Consider the following 24706-nt stretch of genomic DNA (forward strand, 5'->3'; position numbering starts at 1 on the left):
CGGAATCGGGGTCGTGCAGGCAAGCTTGCATGCCATCGTTCTCGGGGCGGCGGCCGGGGGTGGAGTTCCGCAATGGAACTGCGCTTGCCCGGTCTGCCGTTTGGCGTGGGCCGGCGATCCTAGGGTCCGGCCGCGCACCCAATCGAGTATCGCAGTTTCGGCGAACGGGGAGGATTGGCTCTTGCTCAATGCCTCGCCCGACATCCGCCAGCAACTCCAGGCTGTGCCCGCGCTCCAGCCAGGGAGTTCCTTGCGTCACAAGGAATCCGCGCGCCATTCACCGATTGCTGCCGTCCTCCTGACCAATGGCGACGTCGATCACGTCGCCGGCCTGCTTGGGCTGCGCGAGCGCCAGGCCTTCACGCTCTATGGCACGGCCGAGACACTGGACAGCCTTGCCGGCAACCGGATCTTCGATGTGCTGGCCCGTGATCTCGTGCAGAGAGAGGCGGTGACGCCGGGCCAGAGCTTCCAGGCCCTGCCCGGACTGACCGTGACGCTGGTACAGGTCCCGGGGAAACTTCCGCTCTGGCGCGAGAACGAACCGATGCGGCTGGGTGAGGAAAGCGAGGCGACGGTGGGCGTGATCCTGACCGGCGGCGACAAGCGGATCGCCTATATTCCGGGCTGCGCCGCAGTACCGCCCTGGCTGCGCGAAACCATTGCAGGTGCCGATCTGTTGTTGTTCGACGGCACGCTGTGGGAGGACGACGAGATGATCCGGCATGGCTTGGGCACCAAGACGGGGCGGCGCATGGGCCATATGCCGATTGCCGGCCCCGACGGGTCGATAGCGGCCCTTGCGGGCCTGCCCGTGGAACAACGGGTCTTCATCCACCTCAACAATACCAATCCGGTGCTGGTGGAGGATTCGCCTCAGAGGCAGGCGGTCGCAACGGCGGGTTGGCAGGTCGCCCATGACGGCATGGTGTTCTCCTTATGACGACGCTCCTCTCCCCCGCCGCCCTGGAAGCTGCGCTGCGCGATATCGGCCATCGGCGCTATCACAATCTCCACCCCTTCCATGCCGCCTTGCATGGCGGGCGCCTGAGCCGCGACCAGGTCAGGGCCTGGGCTCTCAACCGCTATTTCTACCAGGCCATGATCCCCGTGAAGGACGCCACCATCCTCGCGCGCATGCAGGACCCGGCGCTGCGGCGGATCTGGCGCCAGCGCATCGTCGATCATGACGGCACCGGCGACGGCGATGGTGGCCTGGAGCGCTGGCTCAAACTGACCGACAGCCTGGATTTCCCGCGCGACTATGTCGTCTCCACCCGCGGCCTTCTGCCGGTGACCCGCTACGCCGTGCAGGCCTATGTCGAGTTCGTGCGCGAGCGCTCGCTCCTGGAGGCGATCGCCTCGTCCCTGACCGAGATGTTCGCCCCCACCATCATTTCCGAACGTCTCGCCGGCATGCTGGCGAATTACGACTTCATTTCGCCTCAAGCTCTCGGCTATTTCGACAAGCGCCTGTCGCAGGCGCCGCGCGATGCCGATTTCGCGCTGGATTACGTCAAGCAGCACGCCACCAGCGTCGCCCTCCAGCAATCCGTCCTCGCCGCCCTCGCCTTCAAATGCGACGTGCTGTGGGCCCAGCTCGACGGCCTGCATCATGCCTATGTGACACCTGGCCTCCCGCCGCCCGGCGCCTGGATCCCGGGCATGGAGCTGGCATCATGAGCACGCTCTCCGCCGCGGACGTTCCCAGCCTGCCGCGCGGGGTCCGGCTCCGCTTCGACACTGTCCGCAACAAGCACATGCTGCTGGCGCCCGAGCGCGCCTTCGGCCTCGATGCCGTGGCCGCCAGCGTGGTGGAGCTGGTCGACGGGCAGCGCAGTGTCGGTGCGATCTGCGATCTGCTCGCCGAACGCTATGGCGAAAAGCGCGAAGTCATCGAGGGCGACGTCATCGCCATGCTCGACGACCTTCTCACCAAGCGGGTGATCGAACGATGACGAGCAGCGCCCGTATTCCCAATCCGATCGGCCTGCTGGCAGAGCTCACCCATCGCTGCCCGCTGCGCTGCCCCTATTGCTCCAACCCGCTCGAACTCGACAACCGCGCGCAGGAACTGGACACCGCGACCTGGAAGCGCGTGTTCTCCGAGGCAGCCGCCCTCGGCGTCCTGCACGTGCATCTGTCCGGAGGCGAGCCGACGGCCCGGCCCGATATCGTCGAGCTGACGGCCCATTGCGCCGAACTCGGCCTCTACACCAATCTGATCACGGCCGGTGTCGGCGCGGCCGATGCCCGGCTCGAGGCCCTGGCCGATGCCGGCCTGGACCATGTGCAGCTGTCGATCCAGGCCGCGACGGCGCAAACGGCGGAACATATCGGCGGCCTTGCCGGAGCCCATGCCAGGAAACGCGACTTCGCCCGGCATGTGGTGGCGCTCGGCCTGCCGCTGACGGTGAATGCGGTGATCCACCGCGCCAATATCGGCGAGGTCGGCGACATCATCGACCTTGCCGTCGAGATGCAGGCCAAGCGCGTCGAAATCGCCCATACCCAATATTACGGCTGGGCGCAGCGCAACCGTGCCGCCCTGATGCCGACGCGGGCCGAGGCGGATGCCTCGATCGCCCTGGTGGAGGAGGCGCGCGAACGGCTGAAGGGCCGCATCGTGATCGACCTGGTCGTGCCGGACTATTATTCGGCCTATCCCAAGCCCTGCAACGGGGGCTGGGCGCGGCGGACCTTCAACGTCACGCCCTCGGGCAAGGTCCTGCCCTGCCACGCCGCCGAAACCATTCCTCATCTCGAATTCTGGTCGGTGCGCGAGCACACGCTGGCGGAGACCTGGCGCTCGTCACCGGCCTTCAACGCCTATCGCGGCACCGATTGGATGCCCGATCCCTGCCGCAGTTGCGACCGGCGCGAGCGGGACTGGGGCGGCTGCCGCTGCCAGGCCCTGGCCCTGACCGGCGATGCCGGCGTGACCGATCCGGCCTGCCACAAATCGCCCTGGCACGACCGCATGCAGGCCCTCGCGGCTGCCGAGTCGGCCGTTTCCTCGCCACCGGCCTATGACTACCGCGTCATGACGGCCGCTCCCCGACCGATGGAAGGACAGCCGGCATGAAAGACGATGCGGGTCGCAAGCCGAGGGCAGCATGGCTAGCCGTCCCGGCGCTTCTGGCCCTCGCCGGTGCGGCCCATGCCGCCGCCGCGACACCGGATGCCGCCACCTTGCTGTTCGAGGAACCGCAGCTCGACAAGACCGCCGTCAACCAGGTGCTGACCTACGCCTATCACCGCAAGAGCGCCGACGACAAACTCTACGGCGCTTCCTTCGAAGACACGATTCGCCTCACCCTCGACAAGGGCGAGACGGCACAGACCCGCACCGTGCAGGTCCAGCTCTTCAGCGGCGCCCATCGGCGCGCCGCCGGGCCGTTCGAGAATATGAGCGGCAATCCGGTGCTGAGCCTCTTTCTCGAACATCATATCGGCGTGCTCGCCGAGACCTATCAGGCCAATCCGCGCTATTTCAAGACGGCGATCCGCACGGCCCTGCGCGACAAGGCCGAGGTGAAGCCGGCCGATATTCCCTTTGAGGGCCGCACCCTTCCCGGCTGGCGCGTCTCGATCCAGCCTTTCAGCGACGATCCGAACAAGGCCCGGCTCAACGGGTTGGACACGCTACGCTACGAATTCCTGGTGGCCAGGGACCTGCCGGGCGAGATCGCCCGCATCGAAGTCTCGGCGCCGGGAAAGAACAGCCCGCTGCTCGACGAAGGGATTTCCTATGAGGCCACGCCCGACTGACACGCTTCTGTCATTGCTGATGCTGGCAGCCGCAGCCTCCCCGGCTTTCGGCGCGGAGGTCGAGAACGACTATCCGACGCAGGCGCGGGTCGACTATGTCATCGGCTGCATGGCTGCCAATGGCGAAACGCGCGAGGCCATGGAACGCTGTGCCTGCTCGATCGACGTGATCGCCTCCATCCTGCCCTATGACGGCTATGAGAGGGCCGAAACCATTCTGGCCATGCGCCAGGGCGTCGGCCAGCAGTCCGCCATCTTCCGCAGCACCAAGCAGTTCGACGACGCCGTCGCCAATCTCCGTCGCACCCAAGCCGAAGCCGAGATCCGCTGCTTCAAATAGGGTATCCGGGCGTTCGGCCGTTCAGGGTCGCATGGTCCCACAGGGGTTCCAGATCCCGCCGGGCCTGCGCGACGATCTCCCCATAATCGGGCTTGAAGGGCGCGGCCAATTGCTTTTCGAGACTGCCGAGCAGCCCGAGAAGGACGGCGCATTCGGCCGTGCTCTGGAAACAGGCGCTGGACGGCGTTGCCTGCGTCTTCGGATCGCACCAGCGCGAGAGGAGTTCGAACAGTACGACAGCCTCGCTGGCGTCGAGGCCGATTTCGACTATATCCGGCATTTGAGAGCCATCGGTCATGGTTTGATTACATCGCGGCGTTGCAGTGGTGGTTTCCCGCACCACACGCTATGTCACCGATCCGAGGGGTCACGTCAAAGCATTCTTCGGCCGCGGCTCAACTGCCCCCGTCGGCGGGAAAAGCCCGCTTGAATTCGTTGCCGTCCGTGTCCCTGGCATCGACGGTGATCGGCTGGCCGTCCTTGTCGTAGCTGAAGCGGAAGGTCGGGTCCTCGCTGAGCGAGATGCCGCCCTCCATCGAGAAGATCGGCTTCTGCCCCTGGCTGACCGACAGGGTCTGCACGAACCAGGCCGGAGTGTAGAGCCGCGTCACCTGATCCATCTGCATGCCGGAATAATTGGGATGGCGGATCTGGAGCTGGGCTTCCTTGCTGCCCGTCCCGGAGAAATCGCGAAAGCGCATCTTGCCCAGATTGGCCTTGGCCTCAACCGGATCCTTGCCGGCCGGCGCCGAGCAGCCGCCGGCAGCTTTCACGAAGGCCTTGGCCATGTGCAGCCTGCCGTCGCTGGTCTCACCGACCGCCCGGACATAGGAATAGGAGTTGACGCGGATGCGGGTCGACAGGCTGAATTGCCTGCGCCCCTCCCCGAGCTTGAAGGCGGCGACCAGCGGCGAGGGATTCTCGTCCACCACCAGGGTGATCGCCTTGATCGAGCGGCTGTCATTCGCCGGCAGGTCGACATGCACCTCGATCGGCACCAGCGCCGCATCCTCGGCCCTGGCCGGCGCGTTCAGACGCAGGACCGGCTCGGCATCGATGGTCTTTTCGCCGAAAAGGTCCGGGCGGATCGCATCCCAGGTCGCCTCGCTCGGCGTGTCGCCGGCCTCGGCCCAACCGGGGACGGCGAAGAGCATGAGCGCGGCCAGCCCCGCCCCGCCCAGAAAGCGGCAGCGCGATGGGCACAATCCAGCTTGTTTTTCAAGAAAGGTCATTGTCCAGCTCCCTTTCTGATGCCGGCGGCGTTAACCCCGGTCACGGCCGCGGCTTGATGGTCTCCAAGGCCAGGCCCGCGCCCTTCCAGCCATCGACGCCGTCGCCATACCAATAGACCTGGCTATAGCCATAGCCGAGCGCCCGCTTGGCGGCATTCCACGACATCCAGCAGTCCTTCTTGCAGAAGAACACCAGCGCCTGCTCGCGGCGGCCATGCGTCAGCTCGGCCAGGCTGCGTTTGAAATAATCCTCCGTCGCCGCCGCCAGCGCCCCCCGGCCGACTTCCGGCAGCCATACCGCCCCTGCGATGGTTTCGTGCGGCGGATCGCGCCATAGCGTGCCGGCGGGAAGCTCGGCAGGCTTGGGCGGATGCGGCAGGACGTCGACGAAGATGGCGCCTCGCTGCTTCCAGAGGGCTTCGGCCCGCGCCGTGTCCAGGACGGTGGCGCCGGCAAGCGTCGCCGGCGTCGGTGCCCTGTAATCGTCGAGGCGGTAGCCGCTCGGTTCGGGCGGAGGACCGGCATGGGCCGGCAGCGCACCGAGGGGCAGGATCAGCAAAGCGGCCTTGAGTGCGGCAAGCCGGGCCATCGCCTCACTCCTGCATCTGTCCGGCGGCAAGATTGGGCCGCTCGGCCGGCAGACTGTCGATGGAGACCCGTGGCACGCCGTAATCGGCGAGCACCTGTTCGATCTCCTTTTGGCGCTTGCGGATGGCAGCGTTCAGCGTGTGTTTCCACTGTATCTCGTTCGCCCGGATACCGAAGGTGATGCGATAGGCCAGCAGAGGGCGCTCGCTTTCCTGTACGAGCGGAATGACCTTGAGCGGCTTGGCCGCCTTGCTGGCGTAATAGCCGGCAATCGGGCCCCAAAGCAGCGCACCGTCGGTGTTTCCGGCCACGAGATCGTCGATGGCCTCCTTGCCCGCCGCATTGTCCTGCTGATCCAGCGTCAGCCCATAGCTCCTGGCATTGGCGACCAGGCCGAGACGCTGCAGATGGTCGACCGGCGGCGTGCCGGCGATGATACCGAACCGGCGGCCCTTGAGGGCGGGATCCTCCAGCTTGGTGACCCCGGCCAGTGGCCCGTCCGCCCTGACCACGAGGACATAGGTGGAGGCGTAATAGGGGTTGGTATGCTGGGTGAGATCGGAACCGGAGGCGGCCCCGATGATGACGTCGCACAGGCCCGTGCCCAGCGTGTTGCGCACGAAGCCCATGCCCTGCTGCAGCCAGTAATAGCGCACCGGCCGCTGCAGCTCCTTGGCGACGATCTCGGCGATGCGGTTCTCGAACCCTTCCTGGCGGCGGTTCGAGAACGGCATGTTGGCAGGATCCGAGCACACGCGCAGATTCGCCTTGTCGACGAGTTCGGGTACCTGCTGGGCATTGGCGGAATTCAAGCCGAGCACCATCCCGGCCAGGGCAAGGCCTGGCACGAGACACTGTCCGAACTCAGTTCGCCATGCAGGCCGTTTCGGCATCCTTGGCACTCTGCGGCTTGGGATCGTGTTTTTCGGGACGGACGCGCGCAAGTGCGCCATCGCTGCGCGCCCGCAGATAAACATAGATGTCATCAAGATAGCACATTACGTTCCGGTTCGTGCCGAAAGTCGGCATCACCTTCTGGCTCGACGTGCTCACATCCTTGCGACCCTGGACCACGACGGTGGTGAACTGCTCATAGTTCATCTTCTTCAGGGAATCGGTGAGAGCCGGCGCATAGGTCGAACCGGCGCCGTCGGGGCCGTGGCAGACCGTGCATTCGGAATGATAGCGACGATAGCCGGAGAAGGTGTACCAATCCACATTGCCATCTGGAGTAATGTTATAGGTCGGTGCACCCTCCGCATCGACATATTTGCCGTCTTCACTGCTGGCCGGCTTGGCCGGATCGGCGAAAGCCGACGTCGCTGCGAAGAAGCCCAGCGCCAGTGCCGTGAGGCCGAAGAGCGCATTGCGGCGAAAGGGGGCGGGGCGGTTCCCGGCTTGTGATTTCATTGGATTGGCCTGAACAAGCAATCGTTTGTCTCCCACTCAGGGCACAGACCACCATTTCGCGGGCCGAAGGGCACCGAAAGCTGGAAGTCTCTGTTTTTGTCTGGCGAGGGGGCAGGGAAAGAAGACATCTCCCCCAGCCCCGACGGGATGATCGGCCAAAGGGTTTTGCAATCTGCCGATATCGGCAAGCGGCGCAAAGACACCTTCAGACAGCAAGCCAGGGCAAACACGCATTCACAACCGAATGCGCCTTGCCCTGGCAGGGTCACGTGCTCACGGCAGCGCGAACACCGTCAGCTGTCCGCCGAGCGCCGTATAGTTGTTGAGGGCTGCATAGCCGCCAACGGCGCCCAGACCCGCATTCGGGTCGGTCAGGCCTGCCGCCAGGCCGATGCCGGCCCAGCCACCGACACCCGAGAGCACCGCGATATATTGCTTGCCCTTATGGGTGTAAGTCATCACGTTGCCGATGATGCCGGAGGGGGTCTTGAACTTGTAGAGTTCCTTGCCCGTCTTGGCGTCGATCGCCTTCAGATAGCCTTCCAGCGTGCCGTAGAACACGACGCCACCGGCAGTCGCGAGCGGTCCGGACCACACCGAGAACTGCTCGGGCAGCGACCAGACGATCTTGCCCTTGGCAGCATCCCAGGCGATGAAGTTGCCCATGCCGCCATGGCTGTTGGGAGCCGGATACATCGACAGGGTGGCGCCGACATAGGGCTGGCCCGGGGTGTAGCTCACCTTGAACGGCTCGTAGTCCATGCAGACATGGTTGGTCGGCACGTAGAAGAGCCCGGTCTTGGGCGAGTAGGCCATCGGCTGCTGGTCCTTGGAGCCGAGAGCCGCGGGGCATACGCCCTTGGTATTGACGTCTTCGCCGTTCTGTTCGGTCGAATATTTGGCCACGACCAGCGGACGACCATAGGTCTTGCTGTTCTTGTCCATGTCGACCTTGGTGGCCCAGTTCACGACCGGGTCATACTTCTCGGCGACGAGCAGCTCGCCCGTCTCGCGGTCGAGGGTGTAGCCGAAGCCGTTGCGGTCCATATGGACCAGGGCCTTGCGTTCCTTGCCGTCGATCTTGAGATCGACCAGCGGGACTTCGTTGACGCCGTCATAGTCCCATTCGTCATGGGGCGTCATCTGATAGACCCACTTGGCAACGCCGGTGTCGGCGTCGCGGGCGAAGATGGTCATCGACCACTTGTTGTCGCCCGGGCGCTGCTTGGGATTCCAGGTGGAGGGGTTGCCCGTGCCGTAATAGACCAGGTTCAGCTTGGGATCATAGGAATACCAGCCCCAGGTGCAGCCGCCGCCGGTTTTCCATTGGTCGCCTTGCCAGGTCTTGATGCTGGAATCCTTGCCGATCGGCTTGCCGAGCTCGGTGGTCTTTTCCGGATCGACCAGCATTTCCTCGTCCGGGCCCATGGAATAGGCGCGCCAGGCTTGCTTGCCGGTCTTCAGGTCATAGGCGGTGACGTGGCAGCGCACGCCGAATTCACCGCCGGAAATGCCGACAAGGACCTTATCCTTGACGGGCATCACGGTCGCGGTGTTGGTCTCGCCCTTCTTGGGGTCGCCGTTGACGACGGACCAGACCACCTTGCCGCTCTTGGCGTCGAGCGCCACGACGGTGGTGTCGGCCTGATGCAGGAACACCTTGCCGTCGGCATAGGCCAAGCCGCGATTGACCGTGTCGCAGCACATCACGGGAATGACGTTCGGATCCTGCTTGGGATCGTAACGCCAGAGGATCTTGCCTTCATTGTTGAGATCGAGGGCATAGACCGTGTTGGGAAACGGCGTGTGGACATACATGATGTCGCCGACGACCAGCGGGGCGCCTTCATGGCCGCGCAGGACGCCCGTCGAGAATGTCCAGGAGACCTGGAGCTTCTTGACGTTTTCCGCAGTAATCTGGTCAAGTTTCGAATATCGAGTATTCGCATAGTCGCCGGTCTGCAGCACCCACTGATTGGGATCCTGCGTCAGCTTCTGGACTTCGTCGTTGGCGTAGGCCTGCGCGCCGAAAAACAGCGAGCAGACCACGCCCAGCCACGCAATCAGTATTTTCATTGGGCTTCCTCCGAGTGGCCACACGCATGCCGTCCCGCCGGACCACATGCCGAACTTGATGTCGTTCTTCTAGCCTTGGGGATACCTCGTCTCTTCGACAGCGTGTCACAGCCGGCGGGTCCGCCTCGTAGCCATAGGCATAAGCCGCTGGCTTTCGAATCGACACTGCGATCCCCATCACGGTGCCGTTGGAAGTCGAAGATAGATTACCTTATGCAACGTGTTCAGATCACATGCAAGATTTCACTGATGCGGCGTTCGATTTATTTTTACCTTATTATGGTGCATCGCATCATTTGTTGGTGCACCGCAAAATCTTGGCGGTATTATACGGTTCCTCGTCTCGGCTTGCGCTATTCCCATTCGAGTTCATGAAAGGCACTCGTGGCATTGCGCGGATTGAACTCGTCGAACAACTGCCAGTTGTCGCGCTCGGATTGGCCCGCACGTTCCGCTGCCTCGCGCAATGTCCGCCCCTCGGCAATCATGGCGCGCACGTCGTCGCGCAGACGCACGAGGTAGCGTCGTATCGGATCGGCTGCGGCCGGCCAGGGCATCGCCGCCGGACCATGGCCTGGCACGACGCGGGCGGCCGGTCGCGAGCGCAAGGCGTCGATCACCGCAATCCAGCCCTTGAGGCTGCCGTCGAGGGCCGGGACATGGCCGGCGAAGAGCAGGTCTCCCAGGAACCAGGTGCCGGTTTTCTCGTCCAGCACGGTGAGATCGGTGTTGGTATGGGCCGTCGGCCAGGCCTCCAGCAGCAGCGTGCGGCCGCCGAGATCGAGGGTGAGCCGGTCCTTGACCAGCAGGGTGGGCGCGATCGCTTCCGTGCCGGCAAAAGCGGCCTCCCCGATCAGCCGGCGCGTCGCCGAAAGATAGGTCCCGGCACGCGCCGACAGGGCCTCGGGCAGGTTGGCATGGCCGACGATCGTCACGCCGGGCAGGCGGAAGGCGGCGTTGCCGAGCAGATGGTCGGGATGGACATGCGTGTCGACGACATAGCGGATCGGCTTGTCGGTGCGGGCGCGAATGGCCGCCAGCAGGGCCAGACCCGCCTGCCGGGAACCGCCCGTATCGACGACCGCGACCGCCTCGCTGCCGATGACGAAGCCGGCATTGCCGATGGCATCGGCATTGCCCGGCGCGGCGAGTTCGTACGGGGCGGCAAAAACGAAGACCCCCTCGGCGACCTCCGTCATCGGCAAGGGCATCGGCAGCGTCTCAGCCGAAGCGAAGCCGGGAAGCAGGATAAGGCAGGCCGTTATCCAAAGCCGAGCCAGCATCACGAGCCGTTGCATCCTGCAAGCTCCTTCCTGAACGTCCGGCCTTACAAGCCGAAGCGCTCGGCAAATTCCCGGTGCCGCGTTTCGATCCAGGTCGAATGCCGGTCCTGGCGGGCTTCCACGATCGCGACTTCATGAAGGATGCGGGTGGGACGGGGGCCGAGGAACAGCAGCCGATCGGCCAGGCCGATCGCCTCGCGCACATTGTGGGTGACCATCAAAACCGTGATGCGATGATCGGCGACTTCGGCCAGCAGGCAGGCGCGCAGCTCCAGCGCGGCCTTGTCATCAAGCGATACGAAGGGTTCGTCCAGCACCAGCAATTGCGGCTCCAGCGCCAGGGCGCGGGCCAGGGCAACGCGGCGCTGCAGGCCCAGCGAGAGCGCATGCGGATAATGTCCGCGCCACTCTGAAAGGCCGAGCCGCCCGAACAGCCCGTCGAGGTCTCGCCGGCGCTGCGACGGGGGCAGCGCGATGCGGACATTCTGCTCGACCGTCCGCCAGGGCAGCAAACGAGGCTCCTGGAAGGTGACCCCGACGGTCAGCGCGGCGATGTCGGGCTCGACGCGGCCTTCGAAGTCACGATCGAACCCTAGCAGGATTTTCAGGGCGGTGGTCTTGCCGCAGCCGGAGGGGCCGATCAGGCAGGCAAATTCGCCGGCGGCCAGCGAGAGGTCGAGCCCCCTGACGGCCTCCACCGCCCCGCCGCGATCATCGCGATAGACCTTGCTGGCAATGCTGAGGTCAAGCAAGGGCGGGGCGCCAGCGTCGGGCATGCTTCTCAAGGGGCTGGAGCACGAGGAACTCGATGGCGAGCATGACCGAGGTGAAAGCGAGAGCATAGCCCAGCACCGCCGTGACATCCGAAAGCTGGAAATAGAGCGAAATCGCGTAGCCGACCCCGGACGAGCGGCCGAGCAGCTCGACCACCAGCACGATCTTCCAGACCAGCGCCAGACCCGAACGTGCCGCCGCCGCGACATAGGGCGCCAATTGCGGCATCAGGACATGGCGCAGCCAGGTTCCGGCCGGAAAGCGATAGACATGGGCCATCTCCTCGAGATCGCGATCGAGGGCCCGCGTGCCCTCGCGCAGCACCACGATGACATTGGGGATCTTGTTGAGGGCGACCGCCGTCACCGCCGCCGCTTCGGTCAGGCCCAGCCAGATGTAGCACAGCACGGCGATAACCAGCGCCGGCATGTTGAGCAGGACCAGGAGCCAGACATCGAAAGCCGCATTGGCGCGGCGCCAGCGGCCGAGGACGATGCCGATGGCGCTGCCGATCAGCATCGCCACTGCAAAAGCGCCGGCAACCCGCCACAAGGTAATGGCGATATTGGCGATCAGGTCGCCGCGCTGGGTTTCCGCGACGATGAAGGCAAGCACTGCCGCGGGCGAGGGCAACAGCGGACCGCTGGCCAGCCTGGCCGCGACCTCCCAGATCGCCAGCAAGGCAAGCAGCGAGACCATGCGGGCGGCGAGGCCGGCCAGACGGCCGCCGCTCCATTCTGTCAGTGTCCGGCCCAATAGAGCCCCTCCGGAAGGGTCGCCGTCTTGCCGACCAGCTTCTCGCCGCCGAGTTCCGCCAGCTTGGCGTAGAGCTTGGTGGCATCGGCCTGTTCATCGGCGATCGTCCGGCTGGGAATGCCGGCGAGAAAGGTACGCTTCAGCACATTGTAGGTTGCCTCGTCGTCGGCCTGCATCAGGGGCCGGAGCTGCGACCAGATCGCGTCCTGGCTTGCCAGGGCCTGCTTGGCCTGGCGGGAAGCGGCGGCAAAGGCGGCGATCTGTCTGTCATTCCGGCCGTCGTTCCGCTTGAAGACATAGCCGACGAAGGAAATCGGCCCCTCGACGCCGAAGGACCGCGCGACCTCGTCGGCGCCGACCAGTCGCTTGAAGCCCTTGGCTTCGAGACGCGCACAGAAATTCCAGTAGAGCAGCGCGGCGTCGAGCTCCCCCTGCTCGAGTTTCATGCTCAGCAAGGGAGGCGCCCCGAATACCGGCTCGGCCGCCTTGGCCAGATCGATGCCCGCCTGGTGCCGGGCATAGGCCTGCAGCAGGATCCAGCTCTTGTCGAGCGCTCCGCCGGCCACGCCGATACGCTTGCCGGCGAGATCGGCGACGGTGGCGATCGTCGAATCCGGCGCCCGCATCACCGCCCCCTCCGAGGCCGAGAAGGGCAGGAACACGATGTCGCGCCCCTCGCCGCGCATGCGCGCCGCCCAGAGCAGATCCGAGACGATGCTGTCGACGGCATCGCCCAGGAAGGCAATGCGCGCCGCGTCGTTGGAGGCGAGCTTGAGGGGCTCGATCTTCAAGCCCGCAGCCTCGTCCAGGCCGAGCGCACGGATGGCGGCAAGCTCCCACTCGACGGTGCCGAAGGACAGCACACCCAGGCGCAGCGGCGGCATCTGGGCCCAGGCCGGTCCGGCCGAGCCGAAAAGCCCCCCCAGCCCGGCGCCTGCAAGCGCGAGAAATTGTCGCCGTTCCATCATTGCGGCAATCCACCGTCGAAACGCGCCGCGGCACGCCCAACCCCATCAAATTGTTTCTGAAAAGGCCGCCACTGCCGAACCGGGAGCGAACCGAAATCGCCGGCTACCAAGCGCCCATCCTCCCTGTGCAGATAATATCTATTCTTGACAAGGAGTGTGATCATCATTCTTCATGCTGTCCAGTCACTTTACGTTGCGCCTAGACTGATTCACAACACAACACGACATGTGAAGAACAAAATAAGCAGAAATTAAGCTTAATCTTCGATGACTTTGGACGAATGGCCGAAAGGGAGAGAAAATGCGACAGGTCGCCGTCGGAATTCTTGCCTCTATCCTGATATCGAGCGCCGCACTCGCACAAGATGCTGCGCTCGGAGAAAAAGTATTCATCAAGTGTAAAGTTTGTCACCAGGTTGGAGAGACAGCCAAGAATGCCGTTGGCCCCGAGTTGAACGGAATAATCGGCCGTAAATCCGGATCGGTGGAGACTTATACCTATTCGCCAGCAATGAAGAGCGCCGGCCTGACCTGGGCGGAGGACTCTCTTTCAGAATATCTTAAGAATCCAAAACAGAAGGTACCCGGCAACAAGATGGCCTTTGTCGGTCTGTCGAAGCCCGACGACATCGCCAATGTCATCGCCTATCTCAAGCAATTCGATGCCAGCGGCAAGAAGACGCCATGAGGTAAGCGGCCCCCTGCATGCCTCCATTGAAGCCGTCGACAGGCGGGGGTGGGGCGCAGGCCCTGCCCGCCCGGCCGGCTCATCATTCGGCGGCCGCGAATTCCGTTTTTGAATCGTGCCCCAGGCCCAGGACCAGCAGGGCCGAGACGAGCGGCAGCAGCGACAGGGCCAGCAGGCCCATGGCCGTGCCGCCCGTCTGATCCTTGAACCAGCCGATCAGATAGGGCCCGCCGAAGCCGGCGAGATTGCCGATCGAATTGATCAGCGCGATGCCCGCCGCCGCCGACGCTCCGCTCAGGAAGGCCGTCGGCAGGGTCCAGAACAGCGAAAAGGTGCAGAACACGCCGATGGCCGCCACCGTCAGGGCGATCATGGTCAGTACGGGATCGCTCAGCGCGCTGGCAGTCGCCAGGGACAACGCGATCAGGAACAGCGGCAGCGCGACATGCCAGACCCTTTCGCGGGTGCGGTCCGAATGCTGCGCCCACAGCACCATGGCGACCGAGCCGAACACATAGGGGATCGCGGTGACGAAGCCGGTCTGGATGTTGCTGAGGCCGAACGCCTTCACGATCTGCGGCAGCCAGAACTGCATGCCATAGAGCGCCCCGACGAAACCGAAATAGACCAGGCTGAGCACCAGGACCTTGGGCGAGGCCAATGCCTGGCGCAGGCTCATATGGTGCGCGGTCTTCCGGGCGGTCTCCTCCCGCTCCAGGCGGTCCGAGAGCCAGCGCTTCTGTTCGGGGCTGAGCCAGCCTGCCGAGGCCGGGCGGTCGGTCAGGTAGAACCAGGTCACGATGCCGAGCAGGGCTGCCGGCAGGCCTTCCAGAATGAACAGCCATTGCCAGCCCTTGAGGCCACCGATGCCGTCCATGCCGAGCAGATAGCCGGAAATCGGGGCGCCGATCATCGTCGACGCCGGCACCGCCACCGCAAAGGCGGCGAGGATGCGCGCGCGGTATTTCGCCGGATACCAGTAGGTCAGATAGAGGATGATGCCGGGAAAGAAGCCGGCCTCGGCCACGCCGAGCAGGAAACGCAGCACATAGAAGCTGACGGGACCGGCGACCAGCGCCATCAGCGCCGAGACGATGCCCCAGGTCACCATGATGCGGGCGATCCAGCGGCTGGCACCGACCCTGTGCAGGATGACGTTGCTGGGTACCTCGAAGAGGAAATAGCCGATGAAGAAGATGCCGGCGCCCCAGCTGTACACCAGGGGCGAGAATTTCAGCTCGTCATTCATGGTCAGGGCAGCAAAGCCGAGATTGACGCGGTCGAGATAGGCCAGGAGATAGGCCAGCATCAGGAACGGCAGCAGGCGCCAGGATATCGCCCGTACGGTAGAGCTCTCGATTGTCCGCCCGTCTTGCTCTGCAGCGGCGCCCATCAGGCGATCCTTCCCTTTACTGGCGCATGCTCACGGCCAGCCTTGTTCTGACGCGACTCAGCGTTTCCCGCCGATTCCGTCAAATCACAAAATGCGCCGGAGGTGCCCCTCTGCCGGCGCCAGCCGCGCCTTACCGGGCCTCTTCCCGGATGCGGTAGGCGCAGCGGCGGGCGCCGTGAACGATATGCTCGGTTCTCTCCACCGTGCAGCCCGGCCCGAGCATGTCGCGGAAAATGGCGAGTTCGGAGCGGCAGAAGCCCTGGCAGGCCGTGGCGGCCGCGCAGATCGGGCAGTGGTTCTCGATGAGGAGCCAGCCCTCGCCATCCTCGGCCGCGCGCTGTTCGGCCATATAGCCCTCGCGCGTGCGGATCGTCGCCAGCGCCGCCACGCGGGCGGGCGTGCCCTCCAGCCGGCCAAGTTCGGCGCGGTAGGCGGCGCGCATCTCCTCCTCGCGCGCCGCAATCAGGCGCTCGAGCGCCTCGGGGCCGAGCAGGTCGCGAATGTGGCGCAGGAGGCCGACCGTCAGCTCGGCGTGGCTGTCGGGAAAGCGGCCATGCCCCTGCGCCGTCAGCCGCCAGAATTGAGCGGGCCGGCCGACCCCACGGGCCACGGATTCGGTCTCGACCAGCCCTTCGGCGGCGAGTTTCGTCAATTGCTGCCGAGCGTTCTCGCCGGTCGTGCCGATCGCCTTGCCGAGCTCGGCCGCCGTCTGCTGTCCCCTGGTCTTCAGGAGCAATAGCAGCCGGTCGGGTCCGGACCGTCCCTGTGGGCTGGCATTTTCGAGCTCGAGCGCCGACATGATCCTCTGCAGACTATATTCAAAGCATATACTTGCTTTATAGGGCCCCGGACAGCGGTATGCAATCGCGCGATGACGCCGTGGTCGCCCTCTTGAATTCCGACAACCCGGCCGCCACTCTCGCAGCATGGCTCAACATGATGAAGATGGAGCGACTGCCGCTTCGACCCCCGCCGATCCGGCAGCCGCGCCGGAGGTCCACCTCGCCTACAAGGTGGACATCGTGGTGATCGGCGCCGGCCAGGCCGGGCTCTCGAGCGCCTATCACCTGCACGAACTCGGATTGGCGCCCGGCCGCGGCTATCTGGTGCTCGACAAGGCGCCCGCACCGGGCGGCGCCTGGCAATATCGCTGGCCGTCTTTGACGCTGAGCACCGTCAACCGCGTGCATGATCTGCCCGGCATGGCCTTTGCCGACGTCATCGATCCCGGCCTCACCGAGGTGCCGGCCTCGCAGGCGGTGCCGCGCTATTACGAGGCCTATGAACGCAAGTTCGAGCTGCCCGTCTATCGGCCGGTGACGGTCAAGGTGGTGTGCGCGCGCGGCGAGCGCTTCCGGGTCGAGACGGACAAGGAGACCTTCTCGGCCCGCGGCCTCATCAACGCGACCGGCACCTGGGAGACGCCCTATATTCCCGATTATCCCGGCCGGGAGAGCTTCAGGGGGCGGCAGCTCCACACCCGCGACTACCGGACCGCCGAAGCCTTCGCCGGCCAGCGCGTCCTCGTGGTCGGGGGCGGCATCTCGGCCGTGCAGATCCTCGACGAGATCTCGCGCGTGACCGACACGATCTGGGTGACGCGCAGCGAGCCGAGGTTCCGCGACCGCCCCTTCACGCCGGAGGACGGACGGGCGGCCGTCGCCCTCGTCGAGGACCGGGTGCGGCGGGGCCTCATCCCCGGCTCCATCGTCTCGGTCACCGGCCTGCCCCTCACCCCGGCCCTGCGGGCCGCGCGCGAGCGGGGCGTGCTGGCGCGCCGGCCCATGTTCAGCGCGATCACGCCGGAGGGCGTGCGCTGGGCCGATGGCCAGGAGGAGAAGGTCGACGTCATCCTCTGGTGCACCGGCTTTCGCTCCTCGCTCGACCACCTGGCGCCGCTGCAGATCCGCGAGGACGATGGCGGCATCGTGATGACCGGCCGGCTGGCGACTGAGGTCGCCCGGGACCCGCGTATCCACCTGGTCGGCTACGGCCCCTCGGCCTCCACCATCGGCGCCAACCGCGCCGGCGCCGCGGCCGCCCGGGAGCTGACGGCGACGTTGGGGATCGGCGGTATAAGCGCCAATCCCTTACCCTCCCCTGGAGGGGGAGGGTAGGCCTGAAAGGCCGGGGTGGGTGGAGAAACATGGATCGTAACCATAGAAACAGGTCCTTTTCCGAAGAAATCACCCCACCCCGAGGCTTCGCCTCGACCCTCCCCCTCCAGGGGAGGGTAAGCAGGTCGCAGTCTCACCCCGTCTTCAGCGCGTCCGTGTCGATCGGCAGAGTGCGCACGCGCTTGCCGGTGGCGGCGAAGACCGCATTGGCGACGGCGGGACCGACGGCGACCGTCGCCGTCTCCCCGATGCCGCCGGGGGCCTCGGCGCTCTTGACCAGATGGGTCTCGATCACCGGCACCTCGTCGATGCGCATGGGCAGGTAGGTGTCGAAATTACCCTGCTCCACCCGGCCGTCCTTCAGGGTGATGGCGCCGTGCAGCGCCGCTGTGAGGCCGAAGATCGCGCCGCCCTCGACCTGCGCGGCGATGGTGTCCGGGTTGACCTGCAGGCCGCAATCGACGGCGCAGACGAGGCGATGCACCTTGAGCGTGCCGTCGGCCGCCGTCTCCACTTCGGCCACCATCGACATGAAGCTGCCGAAGGCGAACTGCACGGAGACGCCGCGCCCGCGCCCCTTGGGCAGAGGCTGGCCCCAGCCCGCCTTCTCGACCGCCAGCGTCAGCACGCCGAGCGCCCGCGGATTATGGGCGAGCAGCTCCTTGCGATAGGCGACCGGGTCCGCCTTGGCGGCGGCGGCCAGTTCGTCCATGAAGCTCTCGACCACGAAGACGTTGTGGGTGGGCCCGACGCCGCGCCACCAGGAGGTCGGGATGCCCGGCGGCTCGACCCGGACATAGTCGACATGGATGTTGGGCAGGGCATAGGGCGGCTCGGCCGCCGCTTCCACCGCATCGGGATCGATGCCGTCCTTGAAGGCCGGCGGGTAATAGCGGGCCAGGATCGAGGAGCCGGAAATGCGATGGGTCCAGGCCACCGGCTTGCCCGCGGCGTCGAGCCCCGCCGACATCCGGTCGAAATAATAGGGCCGGTACATGTCGTGCTGGATGTCTTCCTCGCGGCTCCAGACCACCTTCACCGGCCCGTCGACCTGCTGGGCCACCTTGACGGCGCGCGCCACGCCGTCCGCCTCCAGCCGGCGCCCGAAGCCGCCGCCGATCAGGTGGTTGTAGACCTTGACCTTGTCCTTGGGCAGGCCGGTGATCTCGGCCGCGACCGCCTGCGCCATGGTGGGCACCTGCGTGCCGACCCAGACCTCGCAGCCATCCTTGCGCACATGCACGGTGCAGTTCATCGGCTCCATGGTGGCATGGGCGAGGAACGGCACCTGGTAGATGGCTTCGAGCTTCTTGGCGGCGCCGGCCAGCGCCTTGGCGGTATCGCCCTCGTTGCGGGCGACCGCGCCCGGCTGCTTGGAGGCCTCGGTGAGCTGGCTGACGATCTCAGCGCTGTCGACCTTGGCGTTCGGCCCGTCGTCCCAGGTGATGTTGGCGGCGGCGAGGCCCTTCTTGGCCGCGCCCATATGGTCGGCGACCACGGCGACGGCATCGTCGGTCTTGACCACCTGCCTGACGCCCTTGACGGCGAGCACCGCCTTGTCGTCCACGGATTTGGGCTTGCCGCCGAACACCGGCGAGATGGCGATGGCGGCGACCTTCATGCCGGGCAGCTTGACGTCGATGCCGAACTCGGCCTTGCCGACCACCTTGTCCGGCGTATCCAGCCGCTTGGCGGGGGTGCCCAGGAGCTTGAAGTCCTTGGGGTCCTTGAGCTTGAGGCTCTCGGGCGCGGGAACCGGCATGGCGGCGGCCTCGTCGGCGAGCTCGCCATAGCCGAGCGTCGCATTGCTGGCCGGATTGACCACGGCGCCGTCGCGGGCCGTCAGCTTGGCCGCATCGACGTTCCAGCGCTTGGCCGCGGCGGCGACCAGCATGGTGCGGGCGGCGGCTCCTGCCTGCCGCAAGGGCTGCCAGAAGGCGCGTATGGTGGTGGAACCGCCCGTCGCCTGGCTGCCGAGCAGGGCATTGCCATAGAGCTTGTCGTCGGGCGGGGCATGTTCGAGCTTGACCTGGTGCAGGCCGACTTCCAGCTCCTCGGCCAGCAGCATGGCCTGGGCGGTGTAGACGCCCTGCCCCATCTCGACCATCGGCATCACCAGCGTCACCAGGCCCTGGCGGTCGATGCGGATGAAGGCGTTGGGGGCGAAGTCCTTGGCCTCGGCCGCGGCGACCGGCGATCCGGCCAGCGGCGGTAGAGCGAGGGTGAGAACGAAGCCGCCGCCAATGGCGGCTCCCGCCTTCAGGAAGGCGCGGCGATCCAGCTCTTTGTTTTGACGCGTTTTCTTAATCGAAAAGTCTGTCAACTTTTCTGGGAAACGCTGTTGGCGTGAATATGTATCGGTACCGTCGGGCATGATCCCTTCCTCCCTCAAGCAGCGGCGTGATGGATGGCGGCGCGGATACGCTGATAGGTGCCGCAGCGGCAGACATTGCCGGACATGGCGGCATCGATGTCCTCGTCGCTCGGCTTGGGCGTGGCGGTGAGCAGGGCCGCGGCCGACATCAGCTGGCCGGACTGGCAATAGCCGCACTGCACCACTTCGAGATCGAGCCAGGCCTGCTGCAGGGCCTTGCCCTGCGGGGTCTGCCCGATCGCCTCGATGGTGGTGACGGCGCTCTCGCCGACGCTTTCCAGCGGCGTGATGCAGGAACGCGTCGCCGTGCCGTCGACATGCACGGTGCAGGCGCCGCACAGCGCTGCACCGCAGCCGAACTTGGTGCCGGTCATGCCCAGAATGTCACGCAGCACCCATAAAAGCGGCGTGTCGCCATCGGCATCGATGGTGTGGGCGGTCCCGTTGATCTTGATGGTATAGGCCATGGCAGTCTCCCGCGAGTCGGAAGGGCATATCCCCTCCTTGGAGTCGTTCCAGACAATCAGCCTAGGCCTGCCGGGGCAAGGGTTCAATCGATCACAAGCCGGTGTGGGGTTTGGAACGCCTGCAAGTTGCCCGATGCACGGATCTCTCGCGTCACAGATAAAGCGCGGAAATCCTTCCCCGGCTTCGGGGAAGTCCGGAACATCTTCGTAAACGAAGATGTTCCTTCCATCGCTGCATGGCAGCGACGGAAGGGGGAGAGTGGCGCCGACCTGTCAACTCCAGGGGCATTTGCGCCACGCTCCCCCACCCGGCCCTTCGGGCCCAGCGCACACAAACTGTGCGCGCGATCTCCCCGAAGTCGGGGAGGGATAGTCGAGCCTCTTCCTGCTGAGCGGAATGCGCGAAGCCCGTAGCCACCCCTCACACACTGCTCAGCAGCAGGCTGGTCTCGCTGTTCGAGACCCCGTCGATCAGCCGGACCTCGCGCAGCACGCGGTCGAATTCGGCCAGGCTCGCGGCGCGGATGTTGGCGACGAGGTCCCAATTGCCGTTGGTGGTGTGCAGCGTGTGCACCTCAGGCAGGCCGCGCAGCTTGCGGATGACCTGCGTGGTCGACTTGCCGACCACCTCGATCATCATCACCGCATGCACGGCGTTCATGTCGTAATCCTCGCGCACGCGGGCGGTGAAGCCGAGCAGCGTGCCGGTTTCGATCAGGCGGTCGAGGCGGTTCTGCACCGTGCCGCGCGCCACACCCAGGGCGTCGGCAAGCTTGGAGAGCGAGGCCCGCCCATCGGTGCGCAGATGCGCGATGATGCCGCGGTCGAGCGCATCGGGAATATATTTGACCGTCTCGGCGTCCCGCCCCGTCACTGACATTTTTTGCAATCCGACCTGGCAATCTGTTCAATACACTGACGGTTCTAGCACAGGATTGCGATTTCGGTGAACATCCAGGCGGCCTAGGCTAGGGCCAACATTGACCGTTCAGGGATTTTTCGATGACCGCTCCCCTGCCCTCGCAGAAGGCGATGGTGCCTTTCGTCAGCGTCGAGAACATGATGCGCCTCGTCCACCATCTCGGCATCGAGCGGGTGCTGGCCGAACTGACCGACCTGATTGAGGAGGATTTCGGCCGCTGGGAGAGCTTCGACAAGACCCCGCGCGTCGCCAGCCATTCGCGCGACGGCGTGATCGAGCTGATGCCGACCTCGGATGGCACCATCTACGGCTTCAAATATGTCAACGGCCACCCGAAGAACACCGCCGAGGGCCTGCAGACGGTCACCGCCTTCGGCCTGCTCGCCGACGTCGCCACCGGCTATCCCGTGCTCTTGACCGAGATGACGCTGCTGACGGCGCTGCGCACCGCGGCAACCTCGGCCATGGCCGCCCGCCACCTTGCGCCCAAGGGCGGGAAGGTGATGGCGATGATCGGCAACGGCGCCCAGGCCGAGTTTCAGGCCCTCGCCATGAAGGCGGTGTGCGGCATCGACACCGTCAGGCTCTACGACATCGACCCGCGCGCCACGCAGAAGACCGCCCGCAACCTTGAGGGCAGCGGCCTCACCGTCATCCCCTGCACCTCCTCGCAGCAGGCGATCGAGGGCGCCGCCATCGTCACCACCTGCACCGCCGACAAGCAGTTCGCCACCATCCTCACCGACAACATGGTCGGCCCCGGCATCCACATCAACGCCATCGGCGGCGACTGCCCCGGCAAGACCGAGCTGCACAAGGACATCCTCCTGCGCGCCGACTGCTTCGTGGAATATCCGCCGCAGACCTGGATCGAGGGCGAGATCCAGCAGATGGACCGCTCCTACCCGATCACCGAGCTCTGGCAGGTCGTCACCGGCCAGGTGCCGGGCCGGCGCGACGAGCGCCAGATCACCCTCTTCGACAGCGTGGGCTTCGCCATCGAGGACTTCTCGGCGCTGCGCTATCTGCGCAACCAGATCGTCGGCACCGATTTCTACCAGGAGCTCGACATGATCGCCGATCCCGACGACCCGCGCGACCTTTTCGGCATGCTGCAGCGCGCCCGCTGAGGGGGCGCGACCTTACCCTCCCCTGGAGGGGGAGGGTCGACGCGCAGCGTCGGGGTGGGGTGACCTTCTTCACAAAGGAGGAACGCTGTCGCCGCCGCCTGAGCATTTTTCACCCCATCCCGGCCCTTCGGGCCGACCCTCCCCCTCCAGGGGAGGGTGTAGACTCGACGCCCCGGAGCCCCCCATGTCCAAGCGCCCTGCCTTCTCGGTCCAGGCCCCCTCCGCCGTGGTGATGGTTCGCCCGCACCACTTCACCGTCAACACCGAGACGGCCGCCGACAACCATTTCCAGGTCGCGGGCAGCGGCGGGGAAGACCTCGCCCCGCTCGCTCATGCCGAGATCACCAGGGCCGCCGAAACCCTGTCGGCCCACGGCGTCACCGTGCATCTGTTCGAGGACGAGGGCCGGACAACCCCGGATTCGGTGTTTCCCAACAACTGGTTTTCCACCCATGCCGGCGGCCATGTCGCGATCTATCCGATGAAGGCGCCGAGCCGGCGGCGCGAGCGCCGGGCCGACGTCATCGAGATGCTGAAGACCGATTACCGCGTGCAGGAGGTCATCGACTATTCGGGCCTGGAGCCCGACGGCCTGTTCCTGGAAGGCACCGGCGCCATGGTGCTCGACCATATCGACAGGGTGGCCTATGCCGTGCGCTCCGACCGCACCGACCCGATCGCCCTCGAGCGCTTCTGCACCCATTTCAACTTCGAGCCGATGGCCTTCGACGCCCGCGACGGCAAGGGCGCCGCCATCTACCACACCAATGTGCTGATGTGCATCGCCACCGATTTCGTGCTGATCGGCCTCGACATGATCGTCGACCCCGCCCGCAAACGCGAGATCATCGCCCGCCTCGAACGCTCCGGCCGCCAGGTGCTGGCCCTGAGCAATCGCCAGATCGAGAACTTTGCCGGCAACACAATCGAATTACAGGGCAAGAACGGTCGCCTCCTCGCCCTCTCGACCACCGCTCTCGCAGCCCTCGCGCCCGAGCAGCGCGACATCATCGAGCAGAGCGCCACCTGCGTCGCCCTCGACATCCCCACCATCGAACGGGCGGGGGGATCCGTGCGGTGCACGCTGGCGGGGGTGCACCTCACGCTGAGGGGGTGAGAGACAAGTAAAAACCGAGCATTCACTGCGAGTGAGAGCATGGAGGCTGGCACGGCCAGTAGTCCCTCTATCGACAGCAGAGAACTAGGGGGTGGCTTGCGATCCAACTGGGCTTCACTGGTGCCTAGAACAGACTTATGATGAAACCTGAAATATAGTTCAGAGATCTTATTTTCGGTGATTCAGAGACCGCGGCTGGAGTTAAACAAATGACAGCGCCAGATCATTCGCTTCAGCCCCAGGTGCCTAAAGAGGACGGCAATGATGGGGCTGCGCTCAGAGCGAACCCGCTTCGTATCGGAATCTCAACCCGCGCGCTCTTCAACCTCGAACAAGAGCATCGCTTCTTTGAAGAGCACGGGGTCAAGGCGTATGCAGCACTGCAACGCGAGCGGGAGGACGAAATTCTCGGCAAAGGCGCAGGATTTGAAGTCGTAGAGCGGCTTCTCGCATTAAATGATCCTACTTCTGCTCCTTATGTAGAGGTCACTCTCCTTTCCCAGAATTCACCCGACCTCTCACTTCGTGCCTTCAAGTCTGTCGCACATTACGGTCTCAGCGTAAAAACTGGCAGTTTTACGAGCGGGCGGTCGCTCGCTCCGTTTGTCCCAGCATGGGGTATCGACCTATTCCTTTCGAATGCGGACGCAGACGTAAAGGGAGCTGTTAGCGGTGGTGCAGCTGCCGCGCGCCTCGGTGTGCCACCAAAAGATCCGGCAGAGACGCCAGTCGGTGAGGTTCGAGTAGCATTTGATGGCGATGCAGTCGTTTTCGGACCGGAATCCGATCAAATTTACAAAGAGCGCGGCCTCGACGCTTTCCTTGAGCATGAAGCTGCAAATGCAAGCAACCCAATGGCGCGCGGTCCATTCGGCAACTTTCTGTATAAGCTGTCAGAGTTGCGACATGTATTTCTCAATGAGAATAATGTCAGCAAGGTTCGTATCGCTTTAGTTACAGCTCGGAATGCGCCTGCGCACGAACGGGTCATCCGAACGCTGAGGGCCTGGGGCACACCAGCCGATGAGGCCCACTTTGTAGGTAATCGCAATAAGGCTCCCCTCCTGAAAGCGCTTGGAGCACACATATTCTTTGATGATCAGGAGAAGCACGTGCTCGGAGCATCTATCGTAGTTCCCGCTGCTCATGTCCCCGGCCCACATGATCCGGCCGCGCCCGTGATTCCAGCCAGTTGAAGCACTACCCTGCTTAGCCAGAAAACTTCGCCAGCGCCACCAGTATACCTCCGATTAAAGCTTAAGACCTAGCATTCAATTATAAGCATAGCGTCGCATCTCAC

General features: G+C 64.9%; 24 protein-coding genes and 1 pseudogene. 10 read left to right on the plus strand and 15 right to left on the minus strand.

What is annotated here, in order from left to right; translation table 11 throughout:
• Positions 1-25 precede the first annotated feature (25 nt).
• The 5 genes and pseudogenes from pqqB to C5L14_RS19475 all read left to right on the plus strand — a co-directional run bounded on the left by pqqB (position 26) and on the right by C5L14_RS19475 (position 4111).
• A complete protein-coding gene (gene pqqB, locus C5L14_RS19450) occupies positions 26-943 on the plus strand; it encodes a pyrroloquinoline quinone biosynthesis protein PqqB (protein ID WP_105863935.1) in 918 nt (305 codons plus the stop codon).
• Positions 940-1958 (plus strand): annotated as a pseudogene (gene pqqC / locus C5L14_RS19455) (pyrroloquinoline-quinone synthase PqqC). Before pqqB ends, pqqC begins: the two are co-directional and overlap by 4 nt.
• Positions 1955-3085: a pyrroloquinoline quinone biosynthesis protein PqqE gene (gene pqqE / locus C5L14_RS19465; RefSeq protein WP_105863738.1), complete on the plus strand. Its 1131-nt coding sequence runs from the start codon at positions 1955-1957 to the stop codon at positions 3083-3085. The pseudogene pqqC and the gene pqqE overlap by 4 nt, the downstream one beginning before the upstream one ends.
• A complete protein-coding gene (locus C5L14_RS19470; protein ID WP_105863739.1) occupies positions 3082-3771 on the plus strand; it encodes a hypothetical protein in 690 nt (229 codons plus the stop codon). Before pqqE ends, C5L14_RS19470 begins: the two co-directional genes overlap by 4 nt.
• Positions 3752-4111, plus strand: a complete 360-nt coding sequence (locus tag C5L14_RS19475) for a hypothetical protein (RefSeq protein ID WP_105863740.1) — start codon at positions 3752-3754, stop codon at positions 4109-4111. The genes C5L14_RS19470 and C5L14_RS19475 overlap by 20 nt, the downstream gene beginning before the upstream one ends.
• On the opposite strand, the gene C5L14_RS19480 is transcribed toward C5L14_RS19475, so the two are convergent.
• The 10 genes from C5L14_RS19480 to C5L14_RS19525 form a co-directional block, all read right to left on the minus strand.
• A complete protein-coding gene (locus C5L14_RS19480) occupies positions 4104-4391 on the minus strand; it encodes a hypothetical protein (protein WP_245443438.1) in 288 nt (95 codons plus the stop codon). The two genes, C5L14_RS19475 and C5L14_RS19480, sit on opposite strands and share 8 nt — an antisense overlap.
• A 115-nt stretch (positions 4392-4506) precedes the next feature.
• Complete coding sequence (locus C5L14_RS19485; protein WP_245443439.1) at positions 4507-5343, minus strand: quinoprotein dehydrogenase-associated SoxYZ-like carrier; 837 nt, start codon at positions 5341-5343, stop codon at positions 4507-4509.
• 40 nt (positions 5344-5383) lie between these two features.
• Complete coding sequence (locus C5L14_RS19490) at positions 5384-5932, minus strand: PQQ-dependent catabolism-associated CXXCW motif protein (protein ID WP_105863742.1); 549 nt, start codon at positions 5930-5932, stop codon at positions 5384-5386.
• 4 nt (positions 5933-5936) lie between these two features.
• On the minus strand, positions 5937-6779 hold the full coding sequence (locus tag C5L14_RS19495) for a substrate-binding domain-containing protein (RefSeq protein ID WP_245443440.1): 843 nt from the start codon (positions 6777-6779) through the stop codon (positions 5937-5939).
• A 16-nt stretch (positions 6780-6795) separates the two neighbouring features.
• Positions 6796-7341, minus strand: coding sequence for a c-type cytochrome, methanol metabolism-related (locus C5L14_RS19500; RefSeq protein WP_105863744.1), 546 nt, complete (start codon positions 7339-7341; stop codon positions 6796-6798).
• A gap of 273 nt (positions 7342-7614) precedes the next feature.
• Positions 7615-9417, minus strand: a complete 1803-nt coding sequence (xoxF5, locus tag C5L14_RS19505; RefSeq protein ID WP_105863745.1) for a lanthanide-dependent methanol dehydrogenase XoxF5 — start codon at positions 9415-9417, stop codon at positions 7615-7617.
• A gap of 353 nt (positions 9418-9770) precedes the next feature.
• Positions 9771-10715: a quinoprotein relay system zinc metallohydrolase 2 gene (locus C5L14_RS19510; protein ID WP_105863746.1), complete on the minus strand. Its 945-nt coding sequence runs from the start codon at positions 10713-10715 to the stop codon at positions 9771-9773.
• Positions 10716-10744: 29 nt separating this feature from the next.
• Positions 10745-11476, minus strand: a complete 732-nt coding sequence (locus tag C5L14_RS19515) for an ABC transporter ATP-binding protein (RefSeq protein ID WP_105863747.1) — start codon at positions 11474-11476, stop codon at positions 10745-10747.
• A complete protein-coding gene (locus tag C5L14_RS19520; RefSeq protein WP_105863937.1) occupies positions 11445-12173 on the minus strand; it encodes an ABC transporter permease in 729 nt (242 codons plus the stop codon). The genes C5L14_RS19515 and C5L14_RS19520 overlap by 32 nt, the downstream gene beginning before the upstream one ends.
• 41 nt (positions 12174-12214) lie before the next feature.
• On the minus strand, positions 12215-13198 hold the full coding sequence (locus C5L14_RS19525) for an ABC transporter substrate-binding protein (RefSeq protein ID WP_105863748.1): 984 nt from the start codon (positions 13196-13198) through the stop codon (positions 12215-12217).
• 301 nt (positions 13199-13499) lie between these two features.
• On the opposite strand from C5L14_RS19525, the gene C5L14_RS19530 reads away from it, so the two are divergent.
• Positions 13500-13886 (plus strand): c-type cytochrome, encoded by a 387-nt coding sequence (locus C5L14_RS19530; RefSeq protein ID WP_105863749.1) that lies wholly within the window; start codon positions 13500-13502, stop codon positions 13884-13886.
• A gap of 82 nt (positions 13887-13968) precedes the next feature.
• Here C5L14_RS19530 and C5L14_RS19535 read toward each other — a convergent pair whose 3' ends face one another.
• Together C5L14_RS19535 and C5L14_RS19540 are read right to left on the minus strand one after the other, a co-directional pair.
• Entirely contained in the window at positions 13969-15279 is a 1311-nt protein-coding gene (locus C5L14_RS19535; RefSeq protein WP_105863750.1) for an MFS transporter, read from the minus strand.
• Between the two features lie 130 nt (positions 15280-15409).
• Entirely contained in the window at positions 15410-16078 is a 669-nt protein-coding gene (locus C5L14_RS19540) for a helix-turn-helix transcriptional regulator (RefSeq protein WP_105863751.1), read from the minus strand.
• A gap of 127 nt (positions 16079-16205) precedes the next feature.
• On the opposite strand from C5L14_RS19540, the gene C5L14_RS19545 reads away from it, so the two are divergent.
• Positions 16206-17396: an NAD(P)-binding domain-containing protein gene (locus tag C5L14_RS19545; RefSeq protein ID WP_105863752.1), complete on the plus strand. Its 1191-nt coding sequence runs from the start codon at positions 16206-16208 to the stop codon at positions 17394-17396.
• 133 nt (positions 17397-17529) lie between these two features.
• On the opposite strand, the gene C5L14_RS19550 is transcribed toward C5L14_RS19545, so the two are convergent.
• From C5L14_RS19550 to C5L14_RS19560, 3 genes are all read right to left on the minus strand, one after another.
• The gene (locus C5L14_RS19550) at positions 17530-19770 is read right to left on the minus strand and encodes a xanthine dehydrogenase family protein molybdopterin-binding subunit (protein WP_105863753.1); all 2241 of its coding nucleotides are present in this window, start codon (positions 19768-19770) and stop codon (positions 17530-17532) included.
• A gap of 14 nt (positions 19771-19784) precedes the next feature.
• The gene (locus C5L14_RS19555) at positions 19785-20237 is read right to left on the minus strand and encodes a (2Fe-2S)-binding protein (RefSeq protein ID WP_068289035.1); all 453 of its coding nucleotides are present in this window, start codon (positions 20235-20237) and stop codon (positions 19785-19787) included.
• A gap of 421 nt (positions 20238-20658) precedes the next feature.
• Positions 20659-21117: an Lrp/AsnC family transcriptional regulator gene (locus C5L14_RS19560; protein WP_068289037.1), complete on the minus strand. Its 459-nt coding sequence runs from the start codon at positions 21115-21117 to the stop codon at positions 20659-20661.
• 122 nt (positions 21118-21239) lie between these two features.
• Between C5L14_RS19560 and C5L14_RS19565 the strand changes: the two genes are divergently transcribed.
• From C5L14_RS19565 to C5L14_RS19575, 3 genes are all read left to right on the plus strand, one after another.
• Positions 21240-22289: an ornithine cyclodeaminase gene (locus C5L14_RS19565; protein ID WP_105863754.1), complete on the plus strand. Its 1050-nt coding sequence runs from the start codon at positions 21240-21242 to the stop codon at positions 22287-22289.
• 184 nt (positions 22290-22473) lie between these two features.
• Complete coding sequence (gene ctlX, locus C5L14_RS19570; RefSeq protein WP_105863755.1) at positions 22474-23406, plus strand: citrulline utilization hydrolase CtlX; 933 nt, start codon at positions 22474-22476, stop codon at positions 23404-23406.
• Positions 23407-23615: 209 nt separating this feature from the next.
• Positions 23616-24602 (plus strand): 5'-nucleotidase, encoded by a 987-nt coding sequence (locus C5L14_RS19575; protein ID WP_105863756.1) that lies wholly within the window; start codon positions 23616-23618, stop codon positions 24600-24602.
• The last annotated feature ends 104 nt before the right edge of the window (positions 24603-24706 follow it).

Source organism: Labrys okinawensis (genome assembly GCF_002982075.1).
GTDB lineage: Bacteria > Pseudomonadota > Alphaproteobacteria > Rhizobiales > Labraceae > Labrys > Labrys okinawensis_A.